Below are 21,953 nucleotides of genomic sequence, written 5' to 3'. Positions count from 1 at the left end.
GACAATTGCATTTTTACTTTCCAATTAAAAATTCTATTTTTGCGCCTACAAATTTTATAACAAATGGCAACATATAAAAAGACTAGTGGTAAAAAGAAAGAAGTTCAAGAAAACGCTTTAGACCACTCAACAACAGCTGAAGTATTTAACACATTAGATGAAACTGCTTCTAAATCTGAAAAATGGATTTTAGAAAATAGAAAAATAATTTTCTCAGTAGTAATTGGTGTTGTAGCTGTTATATTGGGATATTTAGCATTCCAAAAATATGTACAGGCTCCAAAAGAAAAAGAAGCCGCAAACGAATTGGCTTTTCCAAAAGTGTATTTTGAAGAAGCAATTAATAGCAATGTAGCTGTTGATTCGTTATTTACTTTGGCTTTAGAAGGTGCAGACGGTAAATATGGTTTTATTGATGTAGCTGATAAATTTAGCGGTACAAAAGCTGGAAATTTAGCAAACTATTATGCTGGTATTTCTTTCTTGAAATTAAAAAAATACCAAGAAGCTATTGCTCATTTAGAGAAATTTTCATCAAACGATGAATTGTTAGGTCCAATTGCAAAAGGTGCTATTGGTGATGCTTTTGCTGATATCAACCAATTAGATGATGCATATGACTTTTATATGCAAGCTGCAGCTTTAAAAGATAACAATTTCTCTTCTCCTCTATTCCTTTTTAAAGCAGGTAATATTGCTTTGGAATTAGGTAACTTTGGAAAAGCTAAAGATGCTTTTACTAAAATTAAAAATGATTATCCAACTTCAGATGAAGCTAGAAATATAGATATTTATATTAATAAAGCAGCATTTGCATCAAACAACTAAGTTGTAATGGCAACAACAAATTTATCACACTACGATAAAGCAACAATCCCAAACGCGAGTGAATTTCGGTTTGGGATTGTTGTTTCTGAATGGAATCCTGAAATTACTGAAAACCTGTATTTAGGTGCAGAACAAGCTTTAATTGAAAACGGAACATTACCTGAAAATATCATTCGCTGGGATGTACCTGGTAGTTTTGAACTTATTTATGGGTGCAAACGAATGGTAGAAACTCAAAAATTAGATGCTGTAATTGCTATTGGCAATGTAATACAAGGCGAAACAAAACATTTTGACTTTGTTTGCGAAGGTGTTACACAAGGCATTAAAGATTTAAATATAAAATACGACACACCTGTTATTTTTTGCGTTTTAACCGATAATAACAAGCAACAATCTCTTGACCGCTCGGGTGGAAAACACGGAAATAAAGGTATTGAATGTGCTATTGCAGCTATTAAAATGGCAGCTTTAAGACAGTTTTAACACCCTAATTATTCACAAAACTTGACCATAACTCAATTATTGATTATTTTTGAGTTTAATTGTTCAATCTAAATTTATGTTTGGTAAATTATTCAAGCCTCGTGCTCACTATGTTTTTGATTACAAGCCTCGTTATTATAACGAGCGAAAAGAACGTTTGCAAAATTTGGAAGAAAAATACCACGGAGACAAAAATTTAACTGATGACAGTGCCAAATTAAGACTTACTAAAAACAATTTAAAAAACGATTGGGTTAAAAATAAGCGAAGTGCTACGGACAGATCTTCAAACTTAAGATTGGCAATTATTATTGCTATTTTGGTTGGATTGGCAGCTTATATTTTTGATTTACACTCTTTATTATAATGTCCGATATTATTCAGTTACTTCCTGATCACGTTGCAAATCAAATTGCAGCAGGTGAAGTCGTTCAACGACCAGCATCTGTTGTTAAAGAATTGTTAGAAAATGCCATTGATTCTGGCGCAACAAACATCAAATTAATTGTAAAAGATGCAGGTAAAGCTTTGGTACAGGTTATAGATAACGGTATTGGAATGAGCCCTACCGATGCACGATTGAGTTTTGAACGTCACGCAACTTCTAAAATAAAAAAAGCCGAAGATTTATTTAATTTACACACCAAAGGTTTTAGAGGCGAAGCATTGGCATCTATTGCCGCTATTGCACATGTCGAATTAAAAACAAAACAAGATCAGCAAGAAATTGGTACTTATATAAAAATTGAAGGTAGCGCTGTTACCCTTCAAGAAAATGTTGCTACTGCAAAAGGAACTTCAATTTCAGTTAAAAATTTATTTTACAATATTCCTGCCCGAAGAAATTTTTTAAAATCAAATACGGTTGAAACACGCCATATTGTTGATGAATTTCAAAGAGTTGCTTTGGCTCATCCAAACATTTCATTTTCATTTTATCACAACGAAAATGAAATTTACAATTTAATAACAGGTAATTTACGCCAACGTATTGTTGCTATTTTTGGAAAAAAAACCAATGAAAAACTGGTTCCTATTGAAGAAGAAACAGCTATTGTAACCGTACAAGGTTTTGTAACAAAACCCGAATTTGCAAAAAAACAAAGAGGTGAACAGTTCTTTTTTGTAAACGATCGTTTTATAAAAAGTACTTATTTAAACCACGCAGTTACCAGTGCTTTTGAAAGTTTGATTTCAAACGGACAGTTTCCAACCTATTTTTTATACTTAACGGTACCTGCCGATAGCATAGACATTAACATTCATCCTACAAAAACTGAAATTAAGTTTAACGACGAAAAAACATTGTATGCCATTTTACGTTCTACCATAAAACATAGTTTGGGTCAATACAACGTTGCGCCTGTATTGGATTTTGAACGTAGTGCATCATTTGACACACCTTACGATTTTAAAAATAAAAACACTTCAACACCAAGGGTTAGCGTAAATCCGGATTTTAATCCGTTTAAAACCGAAAAACAAAATTCAATTAATTTTCCATACAAGCGTGAAACTACGCAACAATGGGAAAGTTTATATACCGGAATTGATGTTGAAAATATAGAAGTTGAATCTACTTTGGTAAATTCTAAACTGTTTTCAGAAACTTCAACCAATAGCAAAACCTATCAAATTCATAATAAATACATTGTAAGCAGCATCAAATCTGGGATTGTTTACATCCATCAAAATTTAGCACATCAACGTATTTTATACGAAGAATTTTTAGAAAATATTACGGTAAAAGAAGCTTTAAGTCAACAATTATTGTTTCCTTTAGAAATTCATTTCAATAAAACAGATATTATTTTAATTAAAGAAATAAAAGAAGATTTAGAGAATATTGGTTTTTTATTTGACAAGATTTTAGACGATACCATTGTTATTAAAGGCATACCGGTTACCATTACTGAAAGTCAAATAAGTAGCATTATTGAGCAGCTATTGGAAGACATTAAAAACGATGTGCCAGATGCCAGTTTTAGCCAGCTCGATGTAATGGCAAAAAGTTTGTCTAAAAGTTTGGCCATAAAAACCGGCACAAACATAGAATTAAAAGAACAAGAAGAAATAGTAAACAAATTGTTTAATTGTAAACAACCCGATGTATCACCATTTGGAAAAACTACTTTTGTAACTATTGATATTGATGAAATAGATAAAAAGTTTAACAATTAACACGGTTAAAAAATAAAAATATGGGAAGAATGACCGAAGCTGTAAAGCACTTAATAATTATAAATGTCATATTTTTTATTGCCCCTCAATTAATACCGAATTTAGGGTTGCAAGAAATGTTTGCCTTGTATTTTCCTGAAAATCCAAAATTTGGTTTCTGGCAATTTTTAACCCATATGTTTATGCACGGCAGTTTTATGCATATTATGTTTAATATGTATGGCTTGTGGGCTTTTGGAACGCCTTTAGAACAAATGTGGGGGCGTAATAAATTTATATTTTTCTATTTCTCTGCAGGTTTGGGTGCAGGTATCATTTACACTTTGGTTAACTATTATCAGTTCAATTCGGTTTACGATCAATTGGTAAATATAGGTTTGTCTGCAACTGACATTCAACATATTTTAGAAACGGGAAGTTACAATTCTGAAATTTTAGGTGCTGTTTCTGAAAGCGATTTATCCGAATTTTTTGCCACTTACCATACTCCTGCTGTTGGTGCTTCTGGTGCAATTTACGGAGTTTTGGTGGCGTTTGGAATGATGTTTCCTGATGCAAAACTGGCATTGATATTTTTCCCAGTACCAATTGCAGCAAAATATTTTATTCCTTTGATTATATTGGGTGATTTATTTTTTGGACTCACAAGTTACTCTATTGGCAATGTGGCGCATTTTGCCCACGTTGGAGGTGCTTTGATCGGATTTATAATTGCTTGGTATTGGAAACAAAACCAATTTAACAATAAACGCTGGAACTAAATTGAGCTTTATAAACGACATAAAACAAGCGTATTACAATGCAAACATTGTAGAAAAAATAATATACATCAATGTATTTTTATTTTTAATCACTTATATTTTTACTGGATTTGTTATTGAGTGGTTTACTTTGCCTAGTAATTTTACAGCGTTTTTATACAAACCCTGGACACTAATTACCTATGCTTTTATTCACCAACGTTTGTTTCATATATTGTCTAACTTATTGGTTTTATACTATATAGGAAACTTATTTTTAGACTTTTACAATAAAAAGCAATTTGTAAACTGTTATTTTTTAGGTGGTATTTTTGGAGGCTTGGTATTTTTAATAAATTATTACATTTCTAACAAGTATGGAGATCCTTTAGGTGGTGCATCAGCAGCTGTTACTGCTATTTTTGTTGCCATTGCTACTAAAATACCACGCTACGCGCTTCAATTGCGCTTTATTGGTAGTGTAGAATTATGGGTTTTAGCTACCATTTGGGTAGTTTTAAGCATTTTACAATTGGCTGCCATAGACAATGGTGCTGCCCTAGCCCATTTAGGTGGTGGAATTTTTGGTTTTGTTTATGCCAAACAATTAGAAAAAAACAATGATATTGGCAAATGGTTTGAAGCAATACTCAATTACTTCTCCAAATTAACAAAATCATCAAAAAAATCAAATTTAAAAACAGTTTACAAATCAACCAACAGAACCCAATCTACTGATGTTGAAAAATCTAAACAACGTAAAATAGACGATATTTTAGATAAAATTAGCAAATCGGGATATGAAAGTTTAACAAAAGAAGAAAAAGATTTTTTATTTAGAGCTGGAAAAAAATAGGCAATGAAAAAGTTAACGCTATTTGATAAGTTGATACTTTTTATCAATATAATATTGGTAATTGCATTGCTTTTTTCATTTTTAAGCTATTATATTTCTCCAAATTCATTCCCAATTATTTCTGTTTTAAGTCTTGCTATTCCAATTTTTATTGGTTTAAATCTTATTTTTATCTGCTATTGGATTCTCCGATTTAAATGGCCTTTTTTAATTTCTGCTTTTGCCTTATTGATTGGTTTTCAATATGTTTCTGTACTTTATAATTTTAAAGAAAAAACCGTTTTACTAAACGATGATCTTAAAATAATGAGTTATAATGTACGTATGTTTAACTTTTACAAATGGATTGATAAAGAGCATATTGATAAAGATATTGTAGATTTTGTAAATGCAAAAGACCCAGATGTTATTTGCTTTCAAGAATACCACGAACTGGTTAAATTACATTTAGATTTTCCTTACAAATACTTAGAAATTTATAATAAAAGTAACCATACCGGTCAGGCTATTTATTCCAAATATAAAATTATAAATAAAGGCTCTTTAAATTTTTCAAAAACAACAAACAACGCTATTTTTATAGATATTTTAAAAGGAAAAGATACTTTAAGAATTTACAATGTTCATTTAGAATCGTTAAAAATCAATCCTGAAAAAGAAGAATTAACAACAGAAAATTCAGAAAGATTGAAAGTCCGACTAGAAACCGGATTTAAAATTCAGACGAATCAGGTCGATTTGATTTTACAACACCAAAATCAAATAAAGCACAAATCGGTTATTTGTGGCGATTTTAACAACACCGCATTTTCCTGGGCTTATAAAAAATTAAAAACCAATAAAAATGATGCTTTTGAAGAAGCTGGTCAAGGGTTTGGAAGTACGTTCGATTTTAAATTTCCAATCCGAATTGATTTTATTTTAGCCGATGAAACCATTGAAATCAATAATTTTAAAACATATAATGTAAAATATTCGGATCATTTTCCAATAATGACCCGTCTTAAATTTTAATTCAGCGCAGTTTAAAACTAAAAAAATTAGTCTTTAAATTGTTCACTATAAATATTTCAACTTATGAGAAAAATTAGTTCCCTCCTATTTATTTTAACCTGTTTTATAGGTTTTTCACAACAAAAAGAATTGAGCATAGAAAATGCTGTATTGGGTTATTACAATGGATTGTACCCAGCATCATTGTCTAATTTAAACTGGGTAAACAATACCGATTTATATGTTTACGAAAAAGACAATGCACTTGTTTTTACCGATGCAAAAAACAACAAAGTAAGCGAAACACTTCCTTTAGAAACTTTGCAAACTACCTTTTCGAACTTGAAAAGTATCCCTAGAATTATGCATATTTCTGCAGAAGAATTGATCTTTGCAGATGGCAATCAAATAGAAATCTACAATTACAAAACCCATCAAAAAGCAGGATTGGTTTCTTTTGATGAAAATGCTGAAAATACCGAATACAATGTCAAGGCCAAAGCAATGGCTTATACCATAGATCATAATTTATACGTTGGCACTTCAACAAATCCAAGAATTGCAATTACCAACAATACCGATAAAAATATTGTTAGCGGTCAGGCAATTCACCGTAGTGAATTTGGAATTGTAAAAGGTACTTTTTGGAGTCCTGAAGGTAATTACTTGGCTTTTTATCAAAAAGATGAAAGCAATGTAACTGATTATCCGTTGGTTGACATTAACACTTACCCTGCAAGTTTAAAAAACATTAAATATCCAATGGCTGGACAAGGAAGTGAAAAAGCCAAAATTGGAATTTACAATTTGGAAAAAAATAAAACTGTTTATTTAAACATTGATACTTCAGACGAGCATTATTTAACCAATTTATCATGGACTCCAGATGAAAAATATGTATTGGTTGCTGAAGTAAACAGAGGTCAAAATCATTTATGGTATAACTTATACAATGTTAAAAATGGTAAAAAAGTAAAAACCCTTTTTGAAGAAACCAACGAAAAATGGGTTGAACCAGAATTTGATGCCGTTTTTTTACCTAAAAGCGATGACGATTTTTTATGGTTGAGTGAGCGCGATGGTTTTATGAATATTTACCAATATACAACAGATGGAAAATTGGTAAAACAGCTGACAAAATTTAATTGGGTTGTAACAGGTATTTTAGGTTTTGATGATAACGGTAAAAACGTATTTATTACAGGTACTGGTAAAGACCCAAGAGATTCGCATACTTTTAAAGTGAATTTAAAAAATGGAGAAGTAACTAAATTAACCACTACAAGCGGTACACATTACACCAAATTAAGTAGCAATGGCGATTATTTAATAGATAATTACAGTAGTTTAACAATACCAAAAAACATTGATATTGTAACCACTAAAAAGGGTAATTCTAAAACTATTTTTAGTGCTGAAAACCCTTTAAAAGACTATCAATTAGGAACAACCGAGTTTTTAACCATCAAAGGAAGTGACAATACCGATTTGTATTGTCGTATGCTTAAACCTGCCAACTTTGATGCTTCTAAAAAATACCCTGTAATGATTTATGTATATGGCGGTCCGCACGCGCAAATGGTAACAAATACCTGGTTAGGCGGTTCGTCGTTATGGATGGATGCTTTTGCAACCAAAGAAAATTACATTGTATTTACTTTAGACAACAGAGGTTCAGCCAATAGAGGTTTTGCTTTTGAAAGCATTGTTCATAGAAATTTGGGTGATTTAGAAATCGAAGATCAACTAAAAGGTGTTGATTATTTAAAATCTTTAGACTTTGTAGATGCAAACAGAATTGCTGTAAACGGTTGGAGTTATGGTGGTTTTATGACCACAAGTTTGATGTTAAGAAACCCTGGTGTATTTACAACTGCTGTAGCTGGCGGACCTGTAATTGACTGGAAATTTTACGAAGTAATGTATGGCGAACGTTATATGGATACGCCACAGGAAAACCCTAAAGGTTATGAAAAAGCAAAAGTAGCTAACTATATTAAAAATTTAGATGGCAAGCTTTTAATTATTACTGGTAGTGTAGATCCTGTTGTTGTACCGCAACACAGCATGTCGTTGTTACAAGCTGCTATCAAAGAAAATGTGCAAATAGATTTCTTTAGCTATCCTATGCACGAACACAATGTGTATGGTAGAGACAGGGTGCATTTAATTGAAAAAATGATGCAATATATTGTTGAAAATAATAAATAGTAAGTTATAACGCGTTATTCTAAACTTGCTTCAGAATTACATAACACTATAAAATAGTTTCCTTATGATAAAAACCTGAACCAAGTTTAGGGTGACGTGATTTTAGTAAGACTATTTTTTCAACTTTCAAAAACAAAATTAGATATGATTTTAATTAGCGAAGACAAAAATTCAAAAGTTACCATTGAAAAAGGTGAATTGGTAAGTTACCTTGTTAACAATGAAGAATTAATTCATCAAAAAGGAAATCCAGGTTGGCGCAATTCAGATACAGAAATGTTTCCTATTATTGGTCCAACTGAAGCATTGAATTTTACAGTTGCTACGCCTAAAGGAAATTACAATCAAGATCAGCATGGATTGTTGAGAGAATTACAATACGCATTAGAAAGCAACACCGAAAACAGCTGTGTTTTTGTAAAAAAATATGCAGCTTATACTGCTGTTGAAAACTCAAAATATCCCGAAAAATCAACTGTAAGGTTGTTATCGTGGCCTTATAGCTTTACCTTTAAAAAAAGTTACCAATTAAGCAATGCCAATTTAAAAATTACTTTTGAAATTAAAGCTGAAAAAGGAATGCCTTTTATGTTGGGCTATCACCCTGCCTTTATGTTAAACGGCAATTTAGATGAACTTGTAGTGGCTAACAAACAACAAATTAGCATACCTGAAATTCAAAAAGGTGGAGATACCGCTTATCCTGTTTTAAATACTGCTGAAATTTCATTGGTTAAAAAAACAGGCAGCAATATCAATATCAAAACCAAAGGTTTCCATAATTTTATGTTGTGGACTCCTGCTAGTAATATGTTGTGTATAGAACCTATTACGGCTTATCCTTATACTGGTGGCGAAATGCTTTCAAAAGACCTATTTAATACTTCAAATGGACTTGATATTTTTGAAGTAGAAATTATTCCTTTTTAGCATTTATTATTGTTTCCTGATAGATTCCCGCCGTCACCCTCAGCTTGACTGGGGGTCTTTATCTTTGAAACTTATAACAAAAAGATTCCTCACTAGCGCTCGTTTATAACGAGTGCCCACTTATAAATTGGAAGATGATTTATAACGTTTGTAACGCAGGTTATAAATAATTGAAATAATTAGCCGCGTTACAAACACTTTGTGTTTTTTTTCAAAAGTTAAGTTGGTACTCGTCGCAGACGAGCACCAGAGGAGAATAAAAACTTATTTTGTTTTATTAAACATATATCGAGCAATCTTCCATTCTCCATCTAATTTTTCAAATACAAATAATTCTCTATTTGTTTCAGGTACTACTACTCCATTTGCGTGTATTTTAACTGTACCGTTTGAACTAGTTACTGCAAAAGCCATATTTCCATCTACTCCAATTTCTTCAATATGAAATTCAATATTTAATTGAATTTGAGAAAAAACATACTCGTAAGATTTTAAAATACCTTCAGAACCAATTCCAGACGGTGCTTGGGTTGGCATAAAAATTCCATCTTTTGTATAAAGACTTTGAGCCAATTTGGCATCTGAGTTGTTCAATGATTTTTGATACTCGTTTAGTAACGCTTCTATTTTTTGTTTTTCTTGTTTTTCCATGATTTCTGTGTTTTTTGTCGATTTATTATTTAATTCTTGATTTCTATTTTCATTGCAAGAAGTCATAATTGTAATGACAAATACTGCTATTATTATTTTTTTCATTTTAAATTGTGTTTTGTTTAATCCATTTATCAAGTGAGGTAAATTCTTCTGTGGCAATCTCTCTTGCCAATTTAATTTGTTCTTCCGAGTCTGGCCCCATATAGGTATGAGCTTCAAAATAGGCTAGCATTTGCGCAATTTCTTCTGCTCCTTCAAAAAAGGTAGAAAACACTTCCACAGGAACTTGATTGAAACTGTAATCTTTTCCATTTGCCTTTAAAGCATCTAAAATATCATTAAAGCTATTGAACTCTGTAGCTAGTGATAAATAACTACCATTACCAACTTTGTTAGGGTTTAAAAATGAACCTGCAACTACTTTACCTAAGTCATTGATATCCGACATATGAATTCCTTTTACCTTAGGATCAATAGACAATGTCCATCCTTTACTACCATCTTGCTGTATTTGTGCCGCCATTTGCCCAATAAGGTTTTGAAAATAAAAAGGTGGTTGTACAAAAGTGTAGTTTTCAAATCCGGCCTCTTTTACCAAAGCATCTACTTTTGCTTTGCCTGTAAAATGAGGAACATTAAATTTTCCATTACTTATTTTTTCTACATCTGGAAGTGTAGACCAAATAAAGTGATTTACACCTGCTTCTTTTGCTGCTTGTATGGCTATTTTACCTTGAGCTATTTCATCTGCACCTTCCCAAAAATTTGTAACAACAAAAACGCCATATGAATCTTTAAAAGCTGCTGTTAATGAATTTAAGTCAGTTAAGTTAGCTTTTACCACTTCATCTGCTTTACCTAAATAATTGTCTGTATTTCTTGAAACAGCTCTAACTTTAAATGTACCTTCTTTTATCAATGCATTTACAACACCTTTACCTTGTGAACCTGTTGCTCCAATTACTGTAATTGTTTTATTTTTCATCTTTATTTATTTTGAATGTTTATAACAATACAAAGATGAGGAGTATAAAGAAGGTTTACCTATAAGATATCTTAAGAAAGCTTATTAATGTATATTAAGATTTTGCTATTTTTTTTCTAATAGCACTAAGAAACTCGGGGGTTACACCAAGGTATGAAGCTATTTGGACGTTAGAAATACGATTAAAAAATTGAGGATACCTTTTTAGGAAGTCCAAATAGCGTTCTTCAGCAGTTGAACTAATATTTTGAATGGTTCTTTTCTGCAAACCAATCATGGCATTTTCTGCAAGCACTCTAAATATTCTATTAAACTTTGGATAATCAACAAAAAGTTTTAGCTGATCCTCTTTATTAATTTGAAGAATAACGGAGTTCTCAATCGCTTCTATGTAAAGCTTACTGGGCTCTTCAATATGAAAACTACTGATATCTCCAATCCACCAATTTTCAATGGCAAATTGTAGGTTGTGTTCTTTGCCATTAGCATCAATAAAATACATTTTAAAACAACCTTCAAGTACAAAGGTATTGTGTTTGCAAATTTCTCCCTCTTGAAGAATAAACTGTCTTCGTTTAATTCTTCTTTCTTTGAAAACATTTTCTACAAAAGTTTCCTCTTCATTATTTAGCGAAAGAATATTGTTAAAGTAGTCTATAAGTGGTTTTGTATTCATTTTAATTCGCAAAAACAACTATTATTTATATGCTCTCTATCACTTGAAAAATCCGATATTTTTGAATTTAGCAAATCGTTTGTTGTTTATACTAGTTCAAATGTAAGCATAAATTTTATGAGGTAGGATTGAGCATTAAGTAAAGTTTAGCAAACATTTTTAGTAATGGAACGATAGCGTGTGATAAAAATTTATGACTGATCGTTAAGAAAATATGGTGTTTAGTTGATTAATGTCCATCGCCATCATCGTGATTTCCACTATTCATTTGTATTACTTTATGTATTTGTTGGTTCAAAGTTTCTACTCCATATTCAATTCGTTGAGCATCCGATATTTTTGAGGTATCAATTAGGGCAATTCTCCAAGGTTCGTCGTCCTTTTTAAAATATTGAGTTCCATAAATTTGAGGTTCTCCTTTGCTTAATAAATAGCTATCTGTAGCTGCAGCATAAATCCATTTATTAATTGTTGAATCTAAATCAATGGCTTTTTTCATTAATTTTACTGATTTTTCATAATGGGTGGAATCATTTCCGTGTAAAAAAACCATTGCAGCATTCCTATAATCTCTTGCAGTTATTATCTTATTTGATTCTAAAATTTCATTTACTTTTATTCTTCTTAAACTATCTCTTTTACCAACTTCGAGCCAATCTATATTATGATCATTTCGGTCAGATTGGTCACTTATGTATATACCAATTAATTCTGTATTGTCTGATTCAAACAGTTGCTTTTCAGTTGCTGATTTTTTTTCGTTTTTACAACTAAACATTGTAATTATTAAAATAAAAGTGAATATTCTTTTCATAAAATTTTTGTTGTGCCTAATTAGTTATATAAAATTTGTTCGACTTAAAAATCTGAGATTTTTGAAGAAAATAAAATTAGTAATTTTAGTAATAAGAAACATTCTAAATTAGATAAAAAAGCACCGCTCCCGCGCGAATCCTTTCGCGTGGTTTTATAATTTAAAATTTTGAAAAACACAAACATCACCTAACAAGCCTTTTTCACCAGCATAATCTGCAGCACTACTATACTTGTAGTCTTCTGGTCTAAAAACGATTCCTTCTTCAACTGGATTATTGTGAATGTAATCAATTTTTTGCTGGATAACTTCATTACTCCACAACTCAATTGGTTTATTGTCATGTCTCCAAAACTGATAATTGGTTGTATTAGAACTTTTTTCTGCTTCTTTCTTAAAATAATCTAACAAAAATTCTTTTCTGCTTTCTCTTGAATTTTCTTGTATAGCTTTTATAACGTTTCTACTTGTAAATCTTTTAAAATCTCCTAATAAAAGTTCGGGGTTTTGATTTTCTATACTTCTAAAAATTAAATGTACATGATTTGTCATTATACACCAAGCATGAATTTCCATTCCTTTTTTTTGTTGACAAAATTCTAAACTTTCTAAAAGTAAATCTTTATACTCATTTCTAGTAAAAACATCTAGCCAACCTACCACAGCAAAACTCAAAAATACAAACCTTTTGGATTATGGAATTTATAATTTCTACTCATGGCTGATTTTTTATCAAATATAATAAAATCAATTTTTAATTTAGAACAGCCACGCGAAAGGATTCGCGCGGGAGCGGGGGAAAACATAATTTACCCAATTAATTAAAAAAACAACATCAAAAAATTATAAATACACCTCTAATTTATAGGTACAAACTAAAAGGTTATAACTTAATAACAAAAACTTTCGTAAATACCTTAGAACATGCTATATTTCGCCTCCAAATCATAATCACATTTTATTGCCAAAAGGATTTCTACAATTAAATTGAAAGCTTACTATGTTAAGTAGAATTTCTTAAATTGATGTAAAACTATTTTTTTATATTTGAAAGTGTAAATGAGTGGTTAATATGGATGGTTCATTTATTAGAGAATTAAATTTCTCCTAAAAAAATCGTTCTAAAGAACGTTTTAAATTATAACATATGACAAAAAATTTACTTATTGAAGACCAATATAAAAGAACAAGTTTATTTGAAAAAGAAAATGTGAATTATTTGGTTCGGGTTTTAAAAAGATTCAATACCGTTCCAAAAATAAACAACATAAATATCATTACATCTACCAGTCAGCCTAATGTATTTAAAATTGTACCAAATAAATCTATTATAATAGGAACTTCATTTTTAAATCAACCTGTTTTAGCTTTGGTTTATTTAAGATATGGTATTGAATGGCAATTGTGGTACAAAGCCCTAAATGAAGACAAAAAGGATACTGTTTTATGTGATATTTCGGCTCTTGAAGCAACTCGAATATTTTATAAGTTATTGCCTAAAGATGATAAAGAAAAATTAGAACCTATTGACTGCTTTTTACTTAATTTGATAAAAAAAGACGAACAGTTAGATACTGAATCGCTATTAAATTATGAAGGACTTCAACAGTTTCATGGCTTAATTAAAACAAACAATGTATTTAAAGAGTCTTGGAAACCTATTGTTGAAAACCTTGCCAAACCAACTGAGTATTTATTAATGTCTGGTGGAGATCTTAGATTAAATATTGATGAAATTCAGTTGTTAAACAAATATGGTTGTAGACCATTCCCCAGACCAGAAGCTTTTACGTTTGCCTCATCAACAGCAACTAGCGTATCTAATTTTGCATTTGATAAGACCGATAAAACCAGAAGCATTTTGATTAAAAATAGCTTAAAAAATGGTTTTAAAAATACAACCATCGAGTTTTCTGAATTGCTAAAAAACAATCTTAAAAAAACTTTCAGATTAAATAATGAAAGTGAAATTATTTTTTCACCATCAGGTACTGATTCTTCACTTCAAATTGCAGCGATTACTCAAATCACTTCTAATAAAGAAATTACCCATGTTTTGGTGGCTTCAGATGAAACCGGAAGCGGTGTGCCTTCAGCATTAAAAGGCTGTCATTTTGAAAATACAACTGCACTAAATTTCCCTATTAAAAAAGGTGATAAAATTGAAGGATTTAGAGATGTTGATTTGATTGAAATTCCTTTTAAAAATGAACATGGCGATTTAAAATCGGCCGCTCAAATGGATGAGGAGGTTTTTGAAGCGATTTCAAAAACCAATAAATTAGGTAGACATGTGGTATTACATACAATGGATCAATCTAAATTAGGGTATCAATCTCCTAGCGCCGAAATGATAAAACGTTTGAATAAACTAAAGAATTTATCCATACAAATTATTGTTGATGGTTCTCAGCTTAGGTTAGACCCAAAAGACTTACAAAATTATTTAAATAAAGGCTATATTGTAACTATAACTGGCAGTAAATACTTTACCGGACCTCCATATTCAGGAGCCTTAATTCTTCCTAAAAATGTAAGTAAGTTAATCCGTTCAGTTAAAAAAACATTGCCAAGTGGCTTAACTCAATATTACAACCATTCTGATTGGCCTACATCTTGGTCATGCTCTGATAACTTATCTGACGGATTTAATTATGGTTCTTACATGCGTTGGAACGCAGCCATAGTTGAAATGGATAGGTATTACAAAACACCTGTTTTATATAGAAATATGGGTATTGAGATGTTTTGTAATTTTGTTGAAGATTCTATAAATGAAGCCTCTTTTTTAGAACCTATATACGGCAATGAAACAAATAAAAACACTTATAATAGTGAAGAGTTTGGATTAAGAAGTATACGTACTATTTTTCCTTTTTTTATATTACAAAACAACAAAGTTTTATCGGTTAACAATGTAAAAAAGCTCTATATTTTGTTGAATTCTGATTTATCGGATAAGTTTAAAGATGCTCCTTTAGAAATTATTAGACTTGCTAGTCAAAAATGTCATATCGGACAAGCTGTTAACGTAAAGTATAGCAACGAGATAGAAAGTGCTATTTTAAGAATTAGTTTAGGCGCACGTGTAATTTCTGAAAGTTGGGTAAACAGAGATATTAGTATCTTTTTTAGAAATATAGAAAATCAAATGAACCAAATTACTGTAATTATAAAGAAAATAGAATTGATTCTTAACACTCCTGATTTGCTAGATTAAAATACAAATATTCAATCCTATGTTTTTAAATTACACCCTTTACGAGATAGTGTTATATAAAAAATCCACAATCAAAGCGTTTATCTTTGGTTGTGGATTTTTAAACTTTAAGACTATTTTTTAAAATAAATCAGTTTTTAAAACAGCTCCGTTACTAGCATTTGTTACCAATGCTCTGTATTGTTTAAGCCATTTTGAATTTAATTCTTTTTTAATTGGAACAAATGCCGCTTTTCTTTTAGCAATTTCATCATCGCTTAAATTTACCGATAAAATATATTGATCTACATCAATATGAATTTCATCACCATCTTTAAGCAATCCAATCATACCACCTTCAGCAGCTTCCGGACTTACGTGTCCAATACTTGCACCTCTGGTTGCACCACTAAATCTACCATCAGTTATTAACGCTACTTTATCACCAAGTCCCATTCCCATAATTAATGAAGTTGGAGCTAACATTTCTTGCATTCCTGGACCTCCTTTTGGACCTTCGTATCTAATAACAACAACGTTACCAGCTTTTACTTTACCACCTAAAATACCATCAATACATTCTTGTTGTCCATCAAAACAAACAGCAGTACCTGTAAAAACTCTTTCACCAGTAATTCCAGCTGTTTTAATAACGGCGCCTTCTTCAGCCAAGTTTCCGTATAAAATAGCCAAACCACCTACCTTTGAGTATGGATTGTCTATTGTATGAATAATATTGGTATCTTTTATAAAAGCATCTTTTATTTTTTCTAAAACTGTTTCTCCTGTAATTGTAAGATTGTCAATTAACACATCATCTCCCCTTTTAGTCATTTCTTTCATTACAGCATTTACACCACCTGCAGTATTGATATCTTCCATATGTACGGTTGATAAACTTGGTGAAATTTTAGCGATATGAGAAACTCTTTTTGAAATACTATTGATATCTTCAAGATTAAAATTCACATCAGCTTCTTTGGCAATAGCCAACATATGTAAAACGGTGTTAGAACTTCCTCCCATAGCCATATCAACAGCAAATGCGTTTCTAACAGCATTTTCATTCAAAATATTTCTAAGTTTGAATTTTTCAGTTTTAACTTTGTCTTTAGCAATCTCACAAATTCTTCGCGCAGCTTGTCGGTAAAGTTGTTCACGTTCTTTTGTTAAGGCTAAAATAGTTCCGTTTCCTGGCAATGCAATTCCCATTGCTTCCATTAACGTATTCATAGAGTTTGCAGTAAACATTCCAGAACAACTTCCACCACTAGGGCAAGCGTTACACTCAATGTCATTTAACTCTTCATCTGTCATTTCACCTGCTTCGTGTTTACCTACAGCTTCAAAAGCAGTTGCCAAATCAATAGGTGTACCATCTTTTGTATAACCTTTTTTCATTGGTCCACCACTTACAAATATAGTTGGCACATCAACTCTTAATGCACCCATAATCATACCTGGTACAATTTTATCACAGTTTGGAATAGCGATCATTGCATCTAATTTATGCGCATTCATAACTGTTTCAATAGAGTTTGCAATAATTTCTCTTGAAGGTAATGAAAAAAGCATTCCGTCGTGTCCCATTGCAATACCATCATCAACACCAATGGTATTGAATTCAAAAGGCACACAACCATTTGCTTTAATTTCTTCTTTAATAACCTTCGACACTCTGTTTAAAAAGAAGTGTCCCGGAATAATTTCAATAAAAGAATTTGCAACCCCTATAAATGGTTTATCAAAATCTTCATCAACCAAACCTGTTGCTCTAAATAATGATCTATGTGGGGTTCTTTGATGTCCTTTTTTTACTTCATCGCTTCTCATAATATTTTCTCTAAATTGTAATTACTTTCTTTTTATTTTTAATAATCTATTACTCTTATACAGTGTACATTGTTGTTTTTATAAAATGAAACCCATTTTTTCAATTTTATATTATTTAAAAATCGAACATTTTTAAGCCTGTAAATGTATTAGCAGGATTTAGTTTCATTTTAAGTTTCCAAATTTAAGCATAAATTTTATATTGTGTAAACCTAAATCAATTAGAATATATACGCTATATAAATAAAGAAAATTTGATTTAAATAGTCTTTTTTATTCTTTTCGCCAACGTTAGCTTGACTAGAGAGTTAAGCATTGAAACTTCAAGATAAAAGATAAACGAAAATGTAGTTATAAAGGGTACTAACTTTATAATGATATTTAAATACAAAAGGTGTTAATTTTTAACTATTAATTTCATAAAATTTCAATAAATTAAAAATATCTAACACATTTATAACGGTTTAAAAAGCGAATATTATAGCTAAAATCATAAGAAACAGAAAATTCATGAATACCACCAGTTGCACCTATTTTACTTGTATTAAAATCGTATGAATAACCAAATTTAAAACCTTCCCATTTTACCCCACCAAACACATCAAATGAACTTAAAAAATCATTACTTAAACCTGTTTTTAAAGGATTTGTAGCTAATAAAAAACCTAGTGAAAACCTATTGTCAAATACATATTGACTACCAATATCAAGCCTGCTATATTTAGATTGCATCATAAAATTGGTTAAAAAATAAACACTGTTTTTATCTGAGAATTTATTGTTAGAAAACCTATAAAGTGGGAATTCTATATTTGCATGTGCTGAAATAAATATATCTAAAGGTGTATTTCCATCTTGTGTCATAGATATATTTGGTCTATTTAAATGACGAACTGTAAGTCCGACCCAAGAGTTTTCATTATTAAATAACAATGAAGAACTAAAGTCAAAAAACGTTCTGGTTTCATTTAAAGCAATGGGATCATTTGTAACAGGATTTATAAATCCTGTATTTATATTAATTTGATCTTCCAATAAAAGATTTTGAAAACCAAAATCTTTAAACCCAAAACCCACAGAAACACTTGGCCTTACAAACCAATCTTCATTTAATTGAATTGCCAGTGCATAGTTTAAATTTATTTGATTAAAGTTGTATTTTGATTTACTTTCTGTATGGTTTAAAAACGTTACACCTAAACCACTTTTTACACCTTCAAACCAAGTATCTACATAAAGAAAATTCGTATTAACTTCAACCCCAAAATGAGTCCATTGTGAACGATGTATTACACCTAATTTAGTGCTTCTTAGCGCACCTGTAAATGAAGTGTTAATTGTTTCAGGCACCAAAAATGTTTGTGTAAAAATTGGATCTTGAGCATAAATTTCTCCAAAAACAAATAGTGCTAGTATTAAAATATATTTCATAAAATCTTATTTAAGCAATGTTATTGGTGTTGTTTCTTGAATCTCTTTGCCATAAAATGACGTACCTTTAACAACCATTATATAATTTCCATTTTCAGCTTCAGTACCTTTAAGCAATCCATCCCAACCTTTTAATGCTAATCCTTCTTCCGAATAAATTAATGAACCCCAAGTATCATAAATACTCATTTCAATAGCTATTAAACCTTTATACTTTGGTCTAATTACATCATTAATACCGTCATTATTTGGTGTAAAACCTGTCGGATTAATTAATTCATAACCTTTTGTGATTGCTAATGTTCTGCTATATGAATAGGTACATCCAACTGCGTACTCAACAGTTTGAGTAACCACAAATTCATCTTCATAAGTATAAGTATGTATTGGATTTTCTTCATATACAATTAGAGATCCATCACCAAAATCCCAACGAATTGAAACATAATCCCCAGTTGATTTATTTGTAAATTGTATTGGATCATCAATTGATAATGTTTGATATTTTTCAATTCCAAAAGAGGTATAGTCAAATGATTGATTTCCAATATAAGGTATGTTTACGGTAAAGTTTTCTTTATAACTACAGCCTTGTGAATCTGTTATTTCTACGCTATAAGTACCTCTTTGATCTGTTGTCATTATTTCATTATTAGAGCCAGAGATAACACCCCCAGACCAATTAAATGTATATGGAGGAAAACCACCAGAACCCATAGCGATCGTTTCCTGACTTATTTCTTTCAGTTCACAGGCTGCTTTAACGTTTTCTGTAAGAGCAATTGCTAAAGGTTCTTGTCGTATAACATTAAACTGCTTAGTTTCTGAACACGCGTGAGCATCTGTAACTGTTACCAAGTAATTACCAGGAGGAATATTCGTTAAATCTTTAGTTGTTGCACCATTACTCCAGTTAAAACGATACGGTAAAGTTCCACCAACAACTTGCAAATCTATGCTACCACTATTTACAATGGTACAATCTGTTGCATCTTCTACAATGCCATTCAATGAAATTTGTAAAGGTTCAATAATGGTAAAACTTGCTGTTATAGGACATTGATACGTATCACTATCGGTTAATAAAACAGTATAAGTCCCTGCTGTAAGATTGTTTCTTTGAATACCTGCACTGCTATCATCATCCCATTTAATTGTTAGCGGAGAAATACCGCCTACAATATTTAAATCAATAGAACCATCATTTTCGCCAAAACAAGATATTTGAGTAACCAATGGATCTATATAAAATATAGGCTGTGTAATTTCAATCGTTTCAACTTTTTCACAACCATTCTGATCTTCAACTTTAACCGTATAAATTCCTGCGGAAAGATTATTTTGAGTAAGTCCATTTCCTAAATTACTCCAACTAATCATATAAGGTGCAACACCTCCTTGAAGTGCTATTTGAATACTACCATCATTTGCACCATAACACGTAACATCGGTTTTTGTAACATCAATAATTATTTCTGTTGGCTGTGTTAAAGTAACACTTGTTTCCTGTGTACACCCTAGAGCATCTGTAACAGTAACTAAATAAGTACCTGCAATTAAGTTTGAAATGTTTTGTGAATTACTTGTAAATCCGTTTGGTCCAACCCAATTGTATTGATATTGATAAATACCTGGTGAAATTTCAAAGGGTGTACCTCCAAAAACCGCTATTTCAATAGCACCTGTACTATCTCCAAAACACAAAATATTTGTTGAAGAAATAACATTAGTAGCTAATGGGCTAGGTTCTGTCAAAGTAAACGTTTCTGAAATAATACATCCGTTTGCATCAGTAATAACTATATGATACGTTCCTGCTCCTAATGCAGTTTGGTCTTCAACTCCTTGAACAATTCCTGAACCATCAGTTGTTGTCCAATTATAAATAAATGGTGCGGTACCTCCATTTGTTGTTATACGTATTTCACCATCACTTCCATTATAGCAAGAAATATTTTTTTCGCTATCAGCTGTTATCAATAATTCATCTGGTTCTGTAATTAAATAATCTTGTGAGAAAGGACAACCTCCTGCGTCATTTACTTCTAAAGTATATATTCCTGGTTCTAAATTATAAATGTTTGAAGATGTTGATGAAAAACCGTTTGGACCACTCCAAGTAATTTGATAAGGTACTCCTGAACCAAAAGGAATTCCTCCACTTATAGTAGCTTCTAATGAAGCATTGTCTGAACCAAAACAAGAATTATTTTTAACAATTACATTTGCCGAAATAGCAGGGTTAACAGTAACTGTAACATCAAAACTAGTTCCCAGACAATTTCCAGACTGTGGTGTAACGGTATATATTGCGGTTGCAGGAACATCAATATTATTTAGCAATGTCTGACTAATGATACTTTGAGGGATCAATTCTTCACTTGCACCTGTAATAGATCCTGTAGGAGTTATTACTGGTAATGACCAAGTGTACATAGTACCTGTAGGAACAATATTGCCTGAAATTAAAGAAGGGTCATAATTAAAGGAATTGCCACTACAAATAGTAATACTCCCTGAAGAAATATAGGGCACTGGACTAACTTCAACAGAAACAATATTTGAAACTAAATCGGAACAACCTCCCGAAGGAAATTCAATAATCACATAATAATAAATAGTCCCTACTGTATCAGTTGGCGGGTCATATGAAGCCGTGTTAGCTCCAGTGATAGCTGTTCCGCCAGTAGTAGTATCTACACTGTTTTCATACCATTGATAAGTTGGTGTACCCACACCATTCGTATAACTTACAGCCAATTGAGTCGCTGTTCCACCTTCACAAATAATACTTGATACAGGTTGAGAAGTAATGGTTGGTGCTGCATTTACAATAACTGCGGCAGTATCACTAACAGTGCTACATCCTGAAGCAGGCTGACTCACCTCCACATAATAATACATAGTTCCAACAGTTGCAGTTGGTGGTGTCTAAGTTGCATTGGTTGCACCTGATATTGGTGTCCCTCCAGTATTAGAATTTGTGTTGGTTGCATACCATTGATATAAATAATCTGTCCCTACACCACCTGATGTGGTTACTTCTAAAATTGTTGGAGTTACATTCTGACATAGTTCTTGTGATGCTATTGGCTGGGTATCTATAACTGGATCAGCAACAACAGTTACTTGATAA

General features: G+C 31.3%; 19 protein-coding genes. 10 read left to right on the top strand and 9 right to left on the bottom strand.

The genetic code is table 11. The annotated features are described in order from the left end of the window. The first annotated feature begins 63 nt into the window (after positions 1-63). From EC396_RS12985 to EC396_RS12945, 9 genes are all read left to right on the top strand, one after another. Positions 64-828: a tol-pal system YbgF family protein gene (locus EC396_RS12985; protein WP_129367028.1), complete on the top strand. Its 765-nt coding sequence runs from the start codon at positions 64-66 to the stop codon at positions 826-828. Positions 829-834: 6 nt separating this feature from the next. After that, entirely contained in the window at positions 835-1,314 is a 480-nt protein-coding gene (gene ribH, locus EC396_RS12980; RefSeq protein WP_129367027.1) for a 6,7-dimethyl-8-ribityllumazine synthase, read from the top strand. Positions 1,315-1,390: 76 nt separating this feature from the next. Then, complete coding sequence (locus tag EC396_RS12975; RefSeq protein WP_129367026.1) at positions 1,391-1,681, top strand: hypothetical protein; 291 nt, start codon at positions 1,391-1,393, stop codon at positions 1,679-1,681. Further along, complete coding sequence (gene mutL, locus EC396_RS12970) at positions 1,681-3,495, top strand: DNA mismatch repair endonuclease MutL (protein WP_129367025.1); 1,815 nt, start codon at positions 1,681-1,683, stop codon at positions 3,493-3,495. The genes EC396_RS12975 and mutL overlap by 1 nt, the downstream gene beginning before the upstream one ends. Before the next feature lie 20 nt (positions 3,496-3,515). Further along, the gene (locus EC396_RS12965) at positions 3,516-4,256 is read left to right on the top strand and encodes a rhomboid family intramembrane serine protease (protein ID WP_129367024.1); all 741 of its coding nucleotides are present in this window, start codon (positions 3,516-3,518) and stop codon (positions 4,254-4,256) included. Between the two features lies 1 nt (position 4,257). After that, the gene (locus tag EC396_RS12960; RefSeq protein ID WP_129367023.1) at positions 4,258-5,091 is read left to right on the top strand and encodes a rhomboid family intramembrane serine protease; all 834 of its coding nucleotides are present in this window, start codon (positions 4,258-4,260) and stop codon (positions 5,089-5,091) included. A 3-nt stretch (positions 5,092-5,094) separates the two neighbouring features. Continuing rightward, positions 5,095-6,105, top strand: a complete 1,011-nt coding sequence (locus tag EC396_RS12955; RefSeq protein WP_129367022.1) for an endonuclease/exonuclease/phosphatase family protein — start codon at positions 5,095-5,097, stop codon at positions 6,103-6,105. Between the two features lie 63 nt (positions 6,106-6,168). After that, on the top strand, positions 6,169-8,295 hold the full coding sequence (locus EC396_RS12950; protein ID WP_129367021.1) for a DPP IV N-terminal domain-containing protein: 2,127 nt from the start codon (positions 6,169-6,171) through the stop codon (positions 8,293-8,295). Positions 8,296-8,439: 144 nt separating this feature from the next. After that, positions 8,440-9,225: an aldose 1-epimerase gene (locus EC396_RS12945; RefSeq protein ID WP_129367020.1), complete on the top strand. Its 786-nt coding sequence runs from the start codon at positions 8,440-8,442 to the stop codon at positions 9,223-9,225. Positions 9,226-9,489: 264 nt separating this feature from the next. On the opposite strand, the gene EC396_RS12940 is transcribed toward EC396_RS12945, so the two are convergent. From EC396_RS12940 to EC396_RS12920, 5 genes are all read right to left on the bottom strand, one after another. Further along, the gene (locus EC396_RS12940; RefSeq protein ID WP_129367019.1) at positions 9,490-9,981 is read right to left on the bottom strand and encodes an SgcJ/EcaC family oxidoreductase; all 492 of its coding nucleotides are present in this window, start codon (positions 9,979-9,981) and stop codon (positions 9,490-9,492) included. Position 9,982: 1 nt separating this feature from the next. Then, positions 9,983-10,864, bottom strand: a complete 882-nt coding sequence (locus EC396_RS12935) for an NmrA/HSCARG family protein (RefSeq protein ID WP_129367018.1) — start codon at positions 10,862-10,864, stop codon at positions 9,983-9,985. Between the two features lie 94 nt (positions 10,865-10,958). Further along, on the bottom strand, positions 10,959-11,540 hold the full coding sequence (locus tag EC396_RS12930; protein WP_129367017.1) for a Crp/Fnr family transcriptional regulator: 582 nt from the start codon (positions 11,538-11,540) through the stop codon (positions 10,959-10,961). 229 nt (positions 11,541-11,769) lie between these two features. Then, the gene (locus tag EC396_RS12925; RefSeq protein WP_129367016.1) at positions 11,770-12,354 is read right to left on the bottom strand and encodes a DUF6624 domain-containing protein; all 585 of its coding nucleotides are present in this window, start codon (positions 12,352-12,354) and stop codon (positions 11,770-11,772) included. A 153-nt stretch (positions 12,355-12,507) separates the two neighbouring features. Further along, complete coding sequence (locus EC396_RS12920) at positions 12,508-13,029, bottom strand: transposase (RefSeq protein WP_370276493.1); 522 nt, start codon at positions 13,027-13,029, stop codon at positions 12,508-12,510. Between the two features lie 472 nt (positions 13,030-13,501). Between EC396_RS12920 and EC396_RS12915 the strand changes: the two genes are divergently transcribed. Then, on the top strand, positions 13,502-15,574 hold the full coding sequence (locus EC396_RS12915) for a hypothetical protein (protein WP_129367015.1): 2,073 nt from the start codon (positions 13,502-13,504) through the stop codon (positions 15,572-15,574). Between the two features lie 120 nt (positions 15,575-15,694). Here EC396_RS12915 and ilvD read toward each other — a convergent pair whose 3' ends face one another. The 4 genes from ilvD to EC396_RS12895 form a co-directional block, all read right to left on the bottom strand. Continuing rightward, a complete protein-coding gene (gene ilvD, locus EC396_RS12910) occupies positions 15,695-17,386 on the bottom strand; it encodes a dihydroxy-acid dehydratase (RefSeq protein ID WP_129367014.1) in 1,692 nt (563 codons plus the stop codon). Positions 17,387-17,821: 435 nt separating this feature from the next. Further along, the gene (locus EC396_RS12905) at positions 17,822-18,817 is read right to left on the bottom strand and encodes a PorP/SprF family type IX secretion system membrane protein (RefSeq protein ID WP_129367013.1); all 996 of its coding nucleotides are present in this window, start codon (positions 18,815-18,817) and stop codon (positions 17,822-17,824) included. 6 nt (positions 18,818-18,823) lie between these two features. Then, positions 18,824-21,721 (bottom strand): PKD-like domain-containing protein, encoded by a 2,898-nt coding sequence (locus EC396_RS12900; RefSeq protein ID WP_129367012.1) that lies wholly within the window; start codon positions 21,719-21,721, stop codon positions 18,824-18,826. A 27-nt stretch (positions 21,722-21,748) separates the two neighbouring features. Next, the coding region (locus EC396_RS12895; RefSeq protein WP_164975300.1) for a hypothetical protein at positions 21,749-21,953 on the bottom strand (205 nt) is incomplete at its 5' end.

This window comes from Lutibacter sp. HS1-25, assembly GCF_004121075.1.
Lineage (GTDB): Bacteria > Bacteroidota > Bacteroidia > Flavobacteriales > Flavobacteriaceae > Lutibacter.
This window is presented reverse-complemented; position numbering and strand designations above follow the sequence as displayed.